The sequence below is a fragment of the Jeotgalibacillus marinus genome (assembly GCF_040801915.1).
Classification (GTDB): Bacteria; Bacillota; Bacilli; order Bacillales; family Jeotgalibacillaceae; genus Jeotgalibacillus; species Jeotgalibacillus marinus.
Genome location: NZ_JBFMIA010000001.1, coordinates 302,381 through 317,175 on the forward strand (window position 1 = coordinate 302,381; position 14,795 = coordinate 317,175).

Below are 14,795 nucleotides of genomic sequence, written 5' to 3' on the forward strand. Positions count from 1 at the left end.
TGGTTTCTTAATGTTATTATCCACACGATAGGAGGTTTCAAAATGCGTGGTGGTGTTAGAAAAAGAGGAAGCACATGGTATTACTACTTTGAGATAGCTAAAATTGACGGGAAAAGACAGAAGATTGAAAGAACAGCTGAAGGTGCAGCAACAAAAAGTGAGGCTGAGAGGGTTTTAAGAAGAAAGATCATGGAGTATGAGAATATCGGCTCGATCACAAAGCCGAGTGAAATGTCAGTACACGATTTTTTAATGTTTTGGCAGAAAGAATATGTACAGTTAAAGCTGAAACCTAACACTCAATACAACTACGAGAGCATTATACGAATTCACATCTTACCTCACCTGGGGAAGTACAAACTCAAATCACTGAGCCCCCATGTTATGCAACAATTTGTGAATTTGAAGGTCAGAGAAGGTTGGGCTAGAAAAACGATTGAGATCATGATCGGTGTTTTGAACAAGTCACTGAAGCAAGCTGTTTACCCGTATAAGTACATCAACGAGAATCCAATGCAGTACGTCGAATTGTTGATCGAAACGTCCAGAAAGCCTACAAGAGAGGATTTAAAAATCCAGTCTCGCGAAAACTTCAAAATATTAAGCGAAAATGTTAGGGAAGGGCACCCATTCTATTTACCGTATATGATCGGCTTAAATGCCGCTTTACGTGTAGGTGAGACTTGTGGTCTCGAATGGAAGCACATTGATTTTGAAGATGGTGTAATAAATGTAGAGCAGCAACTCGTTGGTAAGAAGACAGAGATTGAAGGAAAAACTAAATTACAGTGGGAGATCGGGCCGCCGAAAAGTAAAGCAGGATAACGATCAATACCGGTTGGCAATAACCTACTGTCTATCCTAAAAAAGGAGAAAAAGAAACAGTTAGAAAACCGATTAAAATATGGTGAGCATTATATCAACTACCAGGACCATGATTATGTATGTAGAAAAGATAGTGGCGAGCGCTATACACCAAGCGTTATTAAATATCAAACGCGCGAACTGATTCAGAAGAAGCTTAAAATAGACTTCAATTATCACTCGTTGCATCACACTCATGCTACCATGCTGATTGAGGCTGGACAGCCTACCAAAACAGTACAACGCAGGCTAGGCCATAGCAGAGCAGCAGTAACTGAAGATCGGTACGTGCATTTAACAAAGAAAATGGCAAGAGATGCCGCCGATATTTTTGATTCAATCACCAGCCAATTATAAGTTGGTGGCATATCGGTGGCAAACTCCACCATTACACAGATTGAGCAAGCATCTAACCCCTGATACTACTTACTTTTCTCCTTCGTCCATCTGCAGAACCGCCATGAAGGCTTCTTGAGGAACTTCAACTGAGCCTACCATTTTCATGCGTTTTTTACCTGCTTTTTGCTTTTCGAGAAGTTTACGCTTACGGGAAATATCGCCCCCATAACATTTAGCTAAAACGTTCTTACGCATTGCTTTAATGGTTGAACGTGCAACAATTTTCTGACCAACTGCCGCTTGGATTGGTACTTCGAACTGTTGTCTTGGAATTAAATCTTTCAATTTTTCAACGATAATCTTACCACGTTCATAGGCAAAGTCATTGTGAACAATAAAACTTAATGCATCGACTTTTTCAGCATTCAATAAGATGTCCATCTTCACAAGCTTTGACTCACGGTAACCAATCAACTCATAGTCAAATGACGCATAGCCTTTTGTACTTGATTTTAACTGATCAAAAAAGTCATAGACAATTTCAGCTAAGGGAATTTCATATACGACATTCACACGAGAATCATCCATGTACTTCATGTCGATGAAGTTACCTCGTTTTACTTGAGAAAGTTCCATAACAGCTCCTACGTAATCATTCGGCACCATGATTGTGGCCTTTACGTAAGGTTCTTCTACGTGACCTATCGACTGAGCATTAGGCATCATAGAAGGATTATCAACCTTCATTTGTGATCCATCTTCAAGATGGACGTCGTATATTACACTTGGTGCAGTCGTTATTAGGTCAATTTTAAATTCTCGTTCAATGCGTTCTTGAATGATTTCCATGTGTAGCAACCCAAGGAACCCACAGCGGAAACCAAAACCTAACGCTTGAGAGGTCTCAGGCTCAAATTGTAGCGCTGAATCATTTAATTCAAGTTTTTCAAGCGCCTCTCTTAAATCAACATAGCGTGCTGTATCAATCGGGTACATTCCGCAATAAACCATTGGATTGAGCTTGCGGTAGCCAGGTAGAGGATCTGCGGTTGGATTAATAGCACTTGTAATCGTATCACCTACACGAGTATCTCCTACATTTTTAATGGCTGCCGTTAAGTATCCTACATCACCAACCGTTAACTCGTCACGAGAAGTTGCTTGAGGAGTGAATACACCAAGGTCATTTACTTCAAACTCTTTTCCTGTAGCAACCATTCGTATTTTATCTCCTGGCTTTACAGTACCTTCAACGATACGTATATACGTAACAACACCACGGTATGGATCGTATAAAGAGTCGAAAATAAGTGCTTTTAATGATCCGTTTGGATCTCCAGTTGGTGCTGGAACCTTTTCTACTATTTGTTCAAGAATTTCTTCTATGCCGATCCCTGCTTTTGCAGATGCGAGTACAGCCTCCGAAGCATCGAGTCCAATCACATCTTCTACTTCTTGTCGAACACGTTCTGGATCAGCTGCTGGCAAGTCAATTTTATTGATAACAGGTAATATTTCAAGATCATTATCTAAAGCCAAATAAACATTGGCTAGTGTTTGGGCTTCAATTCCTTGAGCTGCATCCACAACAAGAATTGCTCCTTCACATGCAGCTAGGCTTCTAGACACTTCGTACGTGAAATCCACGTGTCCAGGCGTATCGATTAAGTGGAAAATGTATTCTTTCCCATCTTTTGCTTGGTACGTTAATTGAACAGCATTGAGTTTTATGGTAATGCCACGCTCTCGTTCAAGATCCATTGAATCAAGCAACTGTGCTTTCATCTCTCTCGATGTTAATGCTTCCGTTTTTTCAAGGATTCGGTCTGCTAATGTAGATTTCCCATGATCAATATGGGCAATAATAGAAAAATTTCGTATGTTTTTTTGTCTGTTCAGTCGTTGCTCTTGATTCATTCAATGTCCACCCCTGTTTTTTCGACACAATTCTACTAACTTTCAGTATAACAGGTTGGAGTCAACGTTTCAATGCAACGTATCACCACATTAAGGTTGGTTCACCGCTTCAGCTTCTTCTTCTAAGATAATTTCTGATAAAACTTCTGCAAACAGTTCGGAGGATCTTTCTAATTCATCAAATGTATTATCAACCCCACCCAATTCCAACAACAGTGATTTTGTGGAAAGGTCTTGATTGAACTTACCATCCGTAGCTGAACCTTCTTTTATAATCACATCTCGAGATATCCCTGGAACTAAATCGTTCAACTTTTCATGGACTTCATTTGCAAGTGCTAAGTTTTCATCTTTTTGATCGTTTCCTCCTCCAACAACAAAAGACATCTTAGCATATACTTTTTCATTATGTTCTAGCGTTGTTTCCTCTCTTCTAAGAGAGTCACGATGGAGATCAACAAAATAAGTTAACTCAGGTATACTCCCCATTGCCTCCTGAACAACTTTTCTTGATTCATCATAAGAATCTGCATAAGCAAGACCCTGTTCTTTTAAGCGAGCTGCAATATCCGTGTCATCCAATACAACGCCTATTCCATTATTTTGGAAGGCTGTCTGAAGGAACGGTCCCATGTCAGAAATATTTACTTTTGAATGATTAGCCAGATCCGAGTTTTCCGTTTCCAGGTATGGAAGAAACGATTCAGTTGGATGTGTAAAATAAAGAAATAACTTATTCGGATGGTCTGCAGTACTTGCCGTTGATTCTTGAAGTATAGGCTGTATCGCATCAGCTTCATCATTTAGAGATGGCGGCGTAGATTCTGAATGTTCCGGAAAACCCGTCGCTTCAGAAGACTGTGCAAAAGCCGAGGAATCGTTAAAAAACACCCCTTCCATCGTCAACCATTTTGACGGGTCGGATGCATGTACTTGCAACTGAGCAAGCAGTTCTTTTATAACAGGAGTTTCTCCCTCCATGATTGAAGATGTTTCCATCTGAACAAAAGCCTTTGCCCACCAATCAGGAATTTCTTGAGGCCACATGATTGAATTATCTTTGGCCCACATCATAAAAGAAGGCATACACACCGCAGTGAGTACCAACGACAGTAGTAGAAATATTGTTCGTAAGATCGAATACACCGTTTGGGATAAAACTGGTTCGATTAAAGTTATTTTAGTTCGTTTCATCGTTTTTCCTCACCTCACATATAGACTTATTTAAAATCTATGCGAGGGGCATAATGAAAGAACCCAAATTCACCATTACCTTGTTGTTAATGTGTAACAGTCGCCCCTTGTCCATTTGAGAGGCTAGCATGAAGTGCACTATTAATGGACATAGCGACAACATTTGCTGCCTGTTCCATAAACAAGTCTGTATCTTTTGGTGTAACAATTAAATTTTGACCGAGTGGAGACAATACTTCTTCAAGCAATTGTCTTTTTTCATCCTCGTCTAGTTCTCCCATCATTCCTAAATACATTTTTTGTTCGTCATCAGTTGGTTCGTCTTTTTCGGTTAAACGTCTTGCCCCTGGAAGTGCACCTGTTATTAACGAATTAGAAGGCTTGTCTTTCTCTCGTTTTTTTTGACCTAACGTCTTTAAAAAATAATTCAATGTGTCCTGGGTTATTGTGACTGCATCTACCACGGTAGGAATTCCGATCGAAACAACCGGAACTCCGAGTGTCTCCACACTAATTTCTTTCCTCTTATTCCCAACTCCTGCTCCTGGTTGTATACCGGTTGACGAGATTTGGATTGTCGCGTGAATACGCTCAACGGCCCGAGCAGCTAATGCATCAATGACAATTACCGCATCAGGTTGTATTTTTTCAACGATGCCGTGAATAATATCGCTCGTCTCCATCCCTGTTAACCCCATAACACCTGGCGCGATGGCTGAAACTTTTCTGTAACCATCTTGCACAGCATGCGGTTCATGGAGGAACAAGTGATTTGTAATAAAAACGTTTTCACATACAAGTGGACCAAGTGAATCAGGCGTTATTTGCCAATTCCCGAGACCAACGATTAAGATATGTGCATCTTGAGAAATATGAGAAAGATTTAAAAACTGATGAATGGTTTTTTCAAGTGCTGTCGAAATCGTTTTTTGCCACTTTTCGTTCTGCGTTCGAAGCTGAGGTACTTCAAGCGTCCAGTAATGACCTTCCTTCTTTCCAAGTCGTTGCTCGCCTGTTTTTGAAACAGTCACTTTACTAACAGTGAATTCATTAATCATTTCTTCCGTAATTTCAACACCTTCTATTGCTTTTTTTTCAACCAATTCTTCTACTGCTGTTTCAAAAGCTTCGATCACAAGATCTGTACGCATTGAAATCATGATTAATCCCCTTCTTTCTTTTTTTTTAGCGTGTGCATACGAGAGTCAATCCATACAAATATTATTTTTAGGATACATAAGAGCATAAACATCAATTTTCTTTTTTGTAATCCACTTCTTTTTATTCTCTCCTATTGCAATATACTTCCCCATTTGATAAAATATCCTTTGTTCTTATGTAAATTTAATGCTACGTTCTAAGCTGGTGATCTGCGATGTGGGTCCACTAGTTCCCACGTTTGTGGGTTATGAATTGCTAAATCGAGTCATATAGAACCTCGATCCAATTTGGGAGGTGACATGAATGCCAAATATTAAATCTGCTATTAAGCGCACGAAAACAAGCGAAGCACGTAAAGCAAAGAATATTCAGCAAAAATCTGCTATGCGTACAGCTGTTAAGGTTTTTGAAACAGCTGCAGAAACAAACGCAGAAAACAAAACTGAACTTCTTTCAAACGCAATTAGAAAAGTGGATAAAGCTGCTCAAAAAGGCTTGATCCACAAAAACAACGCTAACCGCAAAAAAGCTAGCCTAATGAAAAAAGCTAACGCATAATATGTTGGTTACTTAAAAAAGACCCTACTTCGTAGGGTCTTTTTGCGTTGCTGAGCGTAAACTATCTATACGGCTGTTTATGTCGGTTTCTTCAACGGACATTTTGAGTTCCAACCTCCAAGTTGTTGCCCATTCCTATTTAGAACGTTTGTTGAAGAAAAACGAATTTGTCGACGACAAGTTTTCATCTTTGATTGAGAAGACGGGTTAAAAATAACTCGATTACCATTTCTTTATTAAAACTAGAGGACTTCATTTCAAGATCACATTCTGCAAGTGACAACATAATTGTTGCTAAATGTTGATCAGAAAACAATTGAGCATGTTTAGCAGCAAGCTTTATCCGGAATGGATGAACCTTTAATTGCGTTGCGATTTGTTGCTGGCCATACCCTTTTGACGTTAAACTTTTCACCTGATAAATCAAGCGGAACTGCCCAGCTAAGAGCGCTAGGATTTTTAGTGGTTCTTCTTTTTGTTTTAACAAATCATAATAGAGCCTGAGGGCTTCTTCGATACGATTATTAACAGCACGGTCAATAAGTTCGAATACGTTTTGTTCAATTGAGCGAGCTGTTAGTTGCTCGACCATTTCAACCGTGATCGCGCTCGTTCCAAGCGCATAAAGAGCCAGCTTTTCAATTTCACTTGCTAGCATAAAGAGGTTCATGCCAGCAAGTTCAATGACCTTTTTTATCGCTTGGTCTTCAATTTGAACACCCTCTTTTCCGACCCTCTGTCGTATCCAAGTTTCAATGTCATTTCCCTTTAACTTTTTTGCCTCTATTACGTTTGAATTTTTTTTCAATAGCTTCGTTATTTTTTTACGCTCATCTAACTTTTCATACGGAGCAACAAACACTAAGATAGTATATGGCGATGGTGAAGCAAGGTATCTTTCAAGCGATGAGACGTTATGTTCGACTTTCTCTTTCTTCTTTTCAGACGTTAAAAAAGATGGATTATGTATAAAGATAAGCCTACGTTCTCCCATAAACGGAACCATCTCAGCCTCTTCCATTGCTTGTTCAAGCGTAACTCCATCTTCTAAGTCATGCGAGGAAAAATTAAAATCCATTTCTTCTTCTGAGATGACATGTTTAAGTAGTAATTGTTTTGTTTCTTTTATTAAAAATGGTTCGTCTCCATATACTAAGTATACTGGAGCAAACTGTTGCTTTTTAATCGCTGTCCATTCTTTTACAATCAACATTCTCCGCTCCATTTCTTTACATATCATCTATTATGGTAAGGAATTTATGGAGTTTTTACAAGTGGCAATGAACAGTAATGTTGATAAAAGGAAACCACTCGCCAAAAGGACATCCTTTTAACGAGCGGGTATTTAAACGCTTTGTATAGGGCCTAGGAATCCTTACACAAAGCGGAACACACACATCTCTTTTGATATTATCACCCCAAAATCATGAACTATTTGTGATAACCTGTGCCATGACAGGAAAATTATTTTGTAAGTATGGATTTTTTTTTAGTCATCCTCTATACTAAAATAGAAATAGGAGGGGTACTTATGCACGAATTCGAAAACAATGTTCAGTCGAAACGTAATGACGCCGTCGACTCTGGTGTAGGTTTCGTTGTATCATTCGGCTTCTTTGCAGCGATATTTGCACTTGGAACGATCATTTCTATCGTAGGATCATAATGAAGTTGTAAAAGGGCCCGCAGATGCTGGCTCTTTTTTTCATATAAATCGTACAAACCAGCGAGCCGCTCGCGCTTTTATTGTTATTCGATATCTTATGGAATCATCCATTGAAAGGTTCCCTTATCTCCTCTAAAGCGATATTCAATCGCACCATGGGAATACGTGCCCAACATTACTGCGCCTTGCTCAGTGATTCGCTGCGTTACTTCTGGATGCGGATGATTATAACGATTGTTTACGCCAGCTGAAATAATCGCATAAGTTGGACTCACTTTCGTTAAAAACTCCTGAGACGTGGACGTATGACTACCGTGATGTCCAACTTTTAAAACGTCTGATTTAAGCGAATACCTTGATAAAAGCTCTTGCTCACCTTTTTCTTCTACATCCCCTGTAAATAACCATGTTAGCCCGCCGAATTTTGCCCAAATCACTAATGAGTCATCATTTCCTTCATAATCACGATCGTGCGGATACAACAATTCAAAGTAGGCATTGCCAGCGGCCCATGAAAATGGAGCGAGTTTTTCCTGTACTGGAATAAATTTGTTTTGTAACTTCATTACTAGCTCTTCCATCGTTTCTTTTTCATAGGAGCTAGGAGAAATCCATACTTCACCAATTTCTATATAGTCAATTAAATCCAGTGTACCTCCTATATGATCCCAATCGCCATGTGTTAATATAACTGCATCAACAGCCGTAATCCCCCTCGCTTTTAAAACCGGCCAAACGATGTCCTTTCCAACAGAGAATTGATTTTCTTGTGGTCCAAACTGAACAGCACCACCCGTGTCAATTAAATACGTACCATTTCCCCAAGGTAAATCAATCAAAATACTGTCTCCTTGACCAACATCGATAAATAAAACCGATCCAAAGGGATTAAATCTGCTGGAAAACCAATCAAAACAAAGCACAATGAGCAAGAATATTATCGCTTTGAAAGGAGCCCTACTTTCCCACCGACTGAACATATAAAAGAGAGCGATGATATAAAAGAATGACAACACATGAGATGGTTTTCCAAATACAACTGTGGCAAACGGAAATGTGGATAAAAACATAGAAAACGTATCAAGAAGAAGGACACTTTTTTCTAGCATTCCAGCAAGGAGGAATGTGACATTTGGAAGAAAAAAGGAAAATAGGTAAAGAAGAAAAAGCGAAGGTAAAAGAAAAAGCGTAAAAATCGGAATGTACAGTAGGTTTGTCACAAAAGCCATAAAGGATACTTCATGAAAGTGCCACAATAATATGGGTAGGGCACCTAATTGCGCGACTACTGTGACTATAAATACAGACTCTAACCATGACTTTGCTGATAAAATTCTTGCAGCGGATAATACGAGTGATAAGCTTATTGCATAACTAAGCTGGAATCCAACATGTAATAAAAGAACAGGGTTGATCATCAATTGAACAATAATACTTAAGCAAAGAGCTTGAATCAAAGTTATCCGCTTTACTATCATCGTACAAGCGATTACGGCCATCACGACACTAACTGCGCGTACTACGGGTGGTGAGGCACCTGTCATAATTGCATAAAGCGGCATTAATACTAATATTACAATGCGAACCTTCTCTTTTGTTAAGCCAATGCGAAGCAAACACCACCAAAGTAGACCAACCATCAACCCTACATGCATTCCTGAAATGGCAAGCAGATGAATGACACCAAGCTGCTGATAGGACTCTAATAACTCGCCTTCTATATCAGAACGATCACCAAATAAAAGTGACTTAGCAATTGGCTGCAGCTTTTCTGGAAATACAACTTTGAGATGATTCATTCCCTGTTGTCGTATTTGATCAAGCTTTTCTCTTATCGTTAATTGAATGGGCTGACATTGTGTGAAATCGTCGGCATTCGAGAGAGTGAATATCCAATGGGTGTTTTGATTCCAAAGATATGTACGGTAGTTAAAAGAATGGGGATTTCGTGCAGTGGAAGGACGTTCCAGTTCACCTTTCCAATAACACCATGCTGGAGAATTTGAGGCAATGAGTTGAGGAATGTGCTCATCTTGTAAATATACTTTCACTAGAATAGATTCACCCTTAACTGTTGTTGCTGTGGTCGTAGCTGTTTGTCCTTTTATTTTAAAAGGTTGTGCTAGTCGTAATGGCAGGCGCTGTTCTTCCCCTGTTAAATGACTCTCATGACCAGACAGAGCGACACTAGTTAACGCCATGAAAATTGCACAGACCCCAACACAAATGGCTATTATTTTCATTGATGGTCGGTATCGTACCCACGCAAAAATAAAAAATGGACAAATCAGCGCTCCCCACACGAGGGAGTGCGCTATGGTCACACCTAAAACCGCCATAAACGCACTAGGAACAAGCCACTTCATCCACCCTTCTCCTTTGGTCCTAGAGAACCTAGGAGAGGCTCTAGTGAACGTGATTCAAACGGCACGTGTTCAAGCTGTACCTTGGCTTGTTGAAATAAATCGATTGCATAAGGATGATTCTTATAATCGGTTGCATAATATATTTTTTTAATACCCGATTGAATAATAGCTTTGGAACAAGGTAGACATGGAAAATGTGTCACAAACATTTCTGCACCTTCAGTCGGCACTCCAAACTTAGCACATTGCAAAAGTGCATTCATTTCAGCATGAATCGTTCGAACACAATGATTATCAATGACATAACAACCATCATCAATGCAATGTGTTCCACCTGCTATCGAACCGTTGTATCCACCTGCCATCATTCTGTTTTCTCGTACGATCATTGCTCCAACGGCAAGTCTTGTACATGTACTTCTAAGCGCTAGCAGATGACTTTGTGCCATAAAATATTGATTCCATGAAATTCTTTCCATTTAAAACCGCTCCTTCATTTAACATTCATCGCTACTATTTTCGCTGAAAATACTACTTTGTATCAATCAATTCTTCCATTTTATCAAACGTTTTGTCCCCGATGCCCGAGATTTTTTTAATATCTTCAATGGATTCAAATCGCCCAACTGTATCACGAAAGTCTATGATCGCCTGGGCCTTAGCTTGTCCTATTCCTGGAATTGTCTGAAGAGTTGTTGAATCAGCTTCATTGAGATTGATCTTACCATTTTGACTTTCCCCACTTTCCCTTTCTGGTGATTGGGTAGTATGAATTACACTCGGAATTTCCTCTCCAACTGCAGGGATGTAGACAACCATTTCATCATGAATTTTCTGCGCAAGATTAACGGAAGTCATTTCAGCTTCGTCTGTTGTACCTCCAGCAAGCTGAATTAAATCAACCACACGGTCTCCATCATTTACTTGATAGACGCCTGGGAGATTAACCATTCCTTTTATATCTACTTGCACTAGGATCGATTCTGATTTTGGGGCTTCTTCGACAGCTGGGGTTACGGGTTCTTGAGCTGGAACGAGAGGTGTTGGGATTTCTGTTGAGGCATTTTTGAAAGGATTAAACAGTAGAAAACAAACAAGCAAAAGGGGAATTATGATCAGCAACGTTCGTTGGTTTGAGCGCAACCACTCATGCATTCTTTTCACCTCCATTTGGCAATGAAGAAAAAGAAAGGAGCGTACTTGTTAGTATTCTATAGCACGATGAAAATTCCTGCAAGTAATAAAAAGATGAGAATAAATCTCATCCTTTATTTTTACTGTAGCCCTGGCTAGCCCTGAAGGTGTCGGGGCTGATTGAGCCGCTTATTACACTTTGAACTTATCACTTAATACACGTAAAGAAGATTCGCTCACTGTTTTCTTCTAGTGATAATACAGGTGAGAAGTCGGCGGTCACAGATTCAATTGTGAATCCGGCGTCTTCTAGCCAAATACGGTATTGTTCGATTGAAAATGTACGTTGTTTATGGAGTTCGTCAAAACGAACGTACTGATCTCGATCCGCGTCTTCCATCACAAAAAATGAAAGTTCGTTTTCAGCGCTATGAGGATGTTCACCTTCAAATGAATTCCAAATATAAGCAACGTTACCATCATCATAAGTAAACGTTTGATCAACAAAAAGATGCTCAATTTTAAAGATAGAATGCACATCAAATAAAAACAGTCCCCCTGAGCTTAGCTGACGATACATATTATCGAATGTTCTCTTAAAGTCTTCTTCACGTTCTAGATAATTTAACGAATCACAAAAAATCGTGATAATATCAAAGGGTTCGAAACCTTCCACTTTTGCCATATTTTGCTTAAAAAGTTGAAGTGGAACTCCTGCGTTTTGCGCTTTGTTAGAAGCAACCGCAAGCATCGACTCAGACAGATCAATCCCCGTTACCTCAAAACCTTCTTGTGCAATTTGCAGGGTCCACTCTCCCGTTCCACATCCAACATCAAGTAGTCTGCGTCCAGTGCTCCCGAATTGCGCCTGTTTCTCTAACACAAAACGCGTCCATAGATCGTAAGGCATATCACTCATTAGCTGATCATAAATCTCAGCAAAGCGGCCGTAGCTCATCCCTTTATGCTACTCGAAACATCTTGAATCGGAGCATCGCCCCAAAGTTTTTCAAGCTTATAGTAGTCTCGTTCTTCGCGGTGGAATACATGTACAACAACGTCTCCTAAGTCAACTAGCACCCAACGAGCTTCGTCATACCCTTCCATACGCTTAATTGAATAACCTTCTTCTTCCGCACGATCTTTCACTTCTTTCGCGATTGCTTGAACTTGTTTATCCGAGTTACCGTGACAAATAATGAAGAAATCTGCAATGAGTGAAATGCCTTTCATATTAAGAGCTACGATATCCTCTGCGCGCTTGTCATCTACTGCTGTATAAGCAATCTTTAATAAATCAATTTCATTCATATTTACTTTTCTCCTTTTGTAGCATCACATCGTTATAACACTCAAGTGTATCTGGAAAGATGCGCTGTTTTTTTTCAATTAAAAATAAGATTGATTGCTTAACAGCCCGGCTAAGCGCTCTGTCAATGTCTTCATAAGCAACCTCTCTTACTTTTTCAACACCTGTAAATTTTCGACTAGGCTCTATGTAATCTGCAACATAGATGATTTTTTCAAGCAAACTCATCTTCGCACGTCCTGTTGTATGGAAACGAATCGCATTCAAGACATCTTGAGACTCAATACCGATCGTTACTTTTGCAAGGTACGCTCCAACTGGTGCATGCCAAAGCTCATGATGAAATTGCATCAGTCGTTGATCCATGTCTTCTTTTTGCAATAAATTTTTCATATCATCTCGGTCATGATGCTTGGCTGCATCATGTAAAATAGCTGCCATCTCTGCATGCTCAACGTTTGCCCCGTGCTTCTCTGCTAATTCTTTGGCTGTTTCAACCACACCAAGTGTATGCATATACCTTCTTTCTGGCAACACCTTTTGGACATACGTTAAAGCTTCTTCACGATTCATATAATTCCTCCTTGGTTATATAGTCATAAACCTTTTGTGGAAGCAAAAAAGTGACATCGATTCCGTTTCTTATACGCTGTCTTAATAAGGTTGAGGAAAGGTCAATCATAGGCGTTTGAATCATTTGAACTGGATAATCTGTTTCTCCAGATGACCCATGCCTTCTCACGCCAACAAATTGAACTTCCCCTGCGAGCTCAGTAATCCTTGACCACCTAGGTAAATAATCAATCATGTCTCCACCAATGATAAAATAAAACTGGACACCAGGATCTCTTTTTTTTAACCTTATAATTGTATCATACGTGTATGAAGGGCCTGATCGTTCAAATTCAATAAGTTCCAGTCGAAAATAAGGTATTTCTTCAATCGCCATTTCTACCATTTTAATTCGATGCTCATCTGATGCGCCACCAGATGTATTTTTATGCGGTGGTCGTCCGCTAGGCATGAATCGTACCTCATCTAATGATAAAGCATGGTACACTTCATTTGCTATCAATAAGTGGCCAACGTGAAGCGGGTCAAATGTACCGCCTAGAATTCCTACCTTTTTCGCTGTCATTATTTCACCTTTGGTAATTCCAGCTTCTTATTCTCACGTGATTCTTTGTAAACAACAACAATGTTACCGATTATTTGAACAAGTTCAGCACGTGTTCCTTTTGTAATCATTGTTGCAACATCGTCTTTGTCTTGTTCACAGTTTTGAAGAACACTTATTTTAAGCAGTTCTCTTGCTTCTAACGCTTCTCGAACTTGTTTAATCATATTATCATTTACTCCACCTTTTCCAACTTGAAAAATAGGTGATAAATGGTGTGCTTCCGCACGTAAATACCTTTTTTGCTTACCTGTTAACATGTTGATCCTCCTTGATCTTTTACGATCATTTTAATTGCTTTTTCTGTATTTGGCTTCTTACCTGTCCACTCTTTAAACGCTAATGCACCTTGATGGACAAACATTCCGACTCCATTTAGCGTGTCCGCGCCATTTTCGCTTGCTTTTCTTAAAAAACGGGTTTTCAGCGGGTTGTAGATAATATCAACGGCAAGCGCCCCTTGTTTGATTTCTGAAACATCGATTGGCAGGTGATCGATTTCTGGGAACATCCCTACAGAAGTTGTATTGATAATAATATCGAAATGAGAAAGCTTCTGTTGTGCTTCTTGCGTGGTGATCGCAACGTTTAATTCATTGTTATTCATGTTTTCAACTAATGACGCAGCTCGTTCGAATGTACGATTTGTGACTCTAATCGTCATTGGTGAAAGCTGAGATAACGCATAATAGATTCCTTTTGCAGCACCACCAGCACCGATGATTAAAATAGAGGACTGCTTAATTTGTTGTATAGATCGTTTTTCAATCAATGACTGAACAAATCCAAGACCATCTGTATTTTTCCCAATCAACTGCCCGCCTTGTACCACGACCGTATTAACAGCACCTATCGCTTTTGCAGCTGGATCAATTTGATCTAATAATGGAATAATCGCTTCTTTAAAAGGAATGGTTACGTTCCAGCCTGAGAGACCTAGCACTTTCATTCCTGTTACTGCCTCTTTCAATTCTAGGGGTTGAACTTCAAAAGCTTGATAATGCCCATCAATTGCTTGATCCTTTAACCAATAATTGTGCATGAGTGGTGATTTTGATTGCTCGATTGGATAACCAATCACACCTAATAATATTTTCAAACGATTCACCT

General features: G+C 39.5%; 17 protein-coding genes. 4 read left to right on the forward strand and 13 right to left on the reverse strand.

The annotated features are described in order from the left end of the window. The first annotated feature begins 42 nt into the window (after positions 1–42). Both AB1471_RS01590 and AB1471_RS01595 read left to right on the forward strand, forming a co-directional pair. Complete coding sequence (locus tag AB1471_RS01590) at positions 43–825, forward strand: tyrosine-type recombinase/integrase (protein WP_367777774.1); 783 nt, start codon at positions 43–45, stop codon at positions 823–825. A gap of 33 nt (positions 826–858) precedes the next feature. Beyond that, positions 859–1,221: a tyrosine-type recombinase/integrase gene (locus tag AB1471_RS01595; RefSeq protein ID WP_367778108.1), complete on the forward strand. Its 363-nt coding sequence runs from the start codon at positions 859–861 to the stop codon at positions 1,219–1,221. 69 nt (positions 1,222–1,290) lie between these two features. Here the strand turns inward: AB1471_RS01595 and lepA are convergent, their stop codons facing one another. The 3 genes from lepA to gpr all read right to left on the reverse strand — a co-directional run bounded on the left by lepA (position 1,291) and on the right by gpr (position 5,474). Beyond that, positions 1,291–3,120, reverse strand: coding sequence for a translation elongation factor 4 (gene lepA / locus AB1471_RS01600; RefSeq protein ID WP_367777775.1), 1,830 nt, complete (start codon positions 3,118–3,120; stop codon positions 1,291–1,293). Between the two features lie 90 nt (positions 3,121–3,210). After that, positions 3,211–4,314 (reverse strand): stage II sporulation protein P, encoded by a 1,104-nt coding sequence (spoIIP, locus tag AB1471_RS01605; RefSeq protein ID WP_367777777.1) that lies wholly within the window; start codon positions 4,312–4,314, stop codon positions 3,211–3,213. 86 nt (positions 4,315–4,400) lie between these two features. Then, on the reverse strand, positions 4,401–5,474 hold the full coding sequence (gene gpr, locus AB1471_RS01610) for a GPR endopeptidase (RefSeq protein WP_367777778.1): 1,074 nt from the start codon (positions 5,472–5,474) through the stop codon (positions 4,401–4,403). Positions 5,475–5,778: 304 nt separating this feature from the next. Here gpr and rpsT point away from each other — a divergent pair, with 304 nt between their 5' ends. Beyond that, positions 5,779–6,033: a 30S ribosomal protein S20 gene (gene rpsT, locus AB1471_RS01615; RefSeq protein WP_367777779.1), complete on the forward strand. Its 255-nt coding sequence runs from the start codon at positions 5,779–5,781 to the stop codon at positions 6,031–6,033. A 184-nt stretch (positions 6,034–6,217) separates the two neighbouring features. Here rpsT and holA read toward each other — a convergent pair whose 3' ends face one another. Beyond that, a complete protein-coding gene (gene holA / locus AB1471_RS01620) occupies positions 6,218–7,246 on the reverse strand; it encodes a DNA polymerase III subunit delta (protein WP_367777780.1) in 1,029 nt (342 codons plus the stop codon). 318 nt (positions 7,247–7,564) lie between these two features. On the opposite strand from holA, the gene AB1471_RS01625 reads away from it, so the two are divergent. Next, positions 7,565–7,699: a YqzM family protein gene (locus tag AB1471_RS01625; RefSeq protein ID WP_367777781.1), complete on the forward strand. Its 135-nt coding sequence runs from the start codon at positions 7,565–7,567 to the stop codon at positions 7,697–7,699. 95 nt (positions 7,700–7,794) lie between these two features. Here the strand turns inward: AB1471_RS01625 and AB1471_RS01630 are convergent, their stop codons facing one another. The 9 genes from AB1471_RS01630 to aroE form a co-directional block, all read right to left on the reverse strand. Beyond that, positions 7,795–10,065 (reverse strand): DNA internalization-related competence protein ComEC/Rec2, encoded by a 2,271-nt coding sequence (locus tag AB1471_RS01630; protein WP_367777782.1) that lies wholly within the window; start codon positions 10,063–10,065, stop codon positions 7,795–7,797. Next, positions 10,062–10,544, reverse strand: coding sequence for a ComE operon protein 2 (locus AB1471_RS01635; protein WP_367777783.1), 483 nt, complete (start codon positions 10,542–10,544; stop codon positions 10,062–10,064). Before AB1471_RS01635 ends, AB1471_RS01630 begins: the two co-directional genes overlap by 4 nt. 52 nt (positions 10,545–10,596) lie before the next feature. After that, on the reverse strand, positions 10,597–11,220 hold the full coding sequence (locus tag AB1471_RS01640; protein ID WP_367777784.1) for a helix-hairpin-helix domain-containing protein: 624 nt from the start codon (positions 11,218–11,220) through the stop codon (positions 10,597–10,599). A 187-nt stretch (positions 11,221–11,407) separates the two neighbouring features. Then, entirely contained in the window at positions 11,408–12,157 is a 750-nt protein-coding gene (locus tag AB1471_RS01645) for a class I SAM-dependent DNA methyltransferase (protein ID WP_367777785.1), read from the reverse strand. Continuing rightward, entirely contained in the window at positions 12,154–12,510 is a 357-nt protein-coding gene (gene rsfS, locus AB1471_RS01650; RefSeq protein ID WP_367777786.1) for a ribosome silencing factor, read from the reverse strand. The genes AB1471_RS01645 and rsfS overlap by 4 nt, the downstream gene beginning before the upstream one ends. Continuing rightward, positions 12,503–13,081: a bis(5'-nucleosyl)-tetraphosphatase (symmetrical) YqeK gene (gene yqeK / locus AB1471_RS01655; protein ID WP_367777787.1), complete on the reverse strand. Its 579-nt coding sequence runs from the start codon at positions 13,079–13,081 to the stop codon at positions 12,503–12,505. Before yqeK ends, rsfS begins: the two co-directional genes overlap by 8 nt. Continuing rightward, a complete protein-coding gene (locus tag AB1471_RS01660; protein ID WP_367777789.1) occupies positions 13,071–13,646 on the reverse strand; it encodes a nicotinate-nucleotide adenylyltransferase in 576 nt (191 codons plus the stop codon). The genes yqeK and AB1471_RS01660 overlap by 11 nt, the downstream gene beginning before the upstream one ends. Continuing rightward, positions 13,646–13,945 (reverse strand): ribosome assembly RNA-binding protein YhbY, encoded by a 300-nt coding sequence (yhbY, locus tag AB1471_RS01665; protein WP_367777791.1) that lies wholly within the window; start codon positions 13,943–13,945, stop codon positions 13,646–13,648. The genes AB1471_RS01660 and yhbY overlap by 1 nt, the downstream gene beginning before the upstream one ends. Continuing rightward, positions 13,939–14,784, reverse strand: a complete 846-nt coding sequence (gene aroE / locus AB1471_RS01670) for a shikimate dehydrogenase (protein WP_367777792.1) — start codon at positions 14,782–14,784, stop codon at positions 13,939–13,941. Before aroE ends, yhbY begins: the two co-directional genes overlap by 7 nt. Positions 14,785–14,795 lie beyond the last annotated feature (11 nt).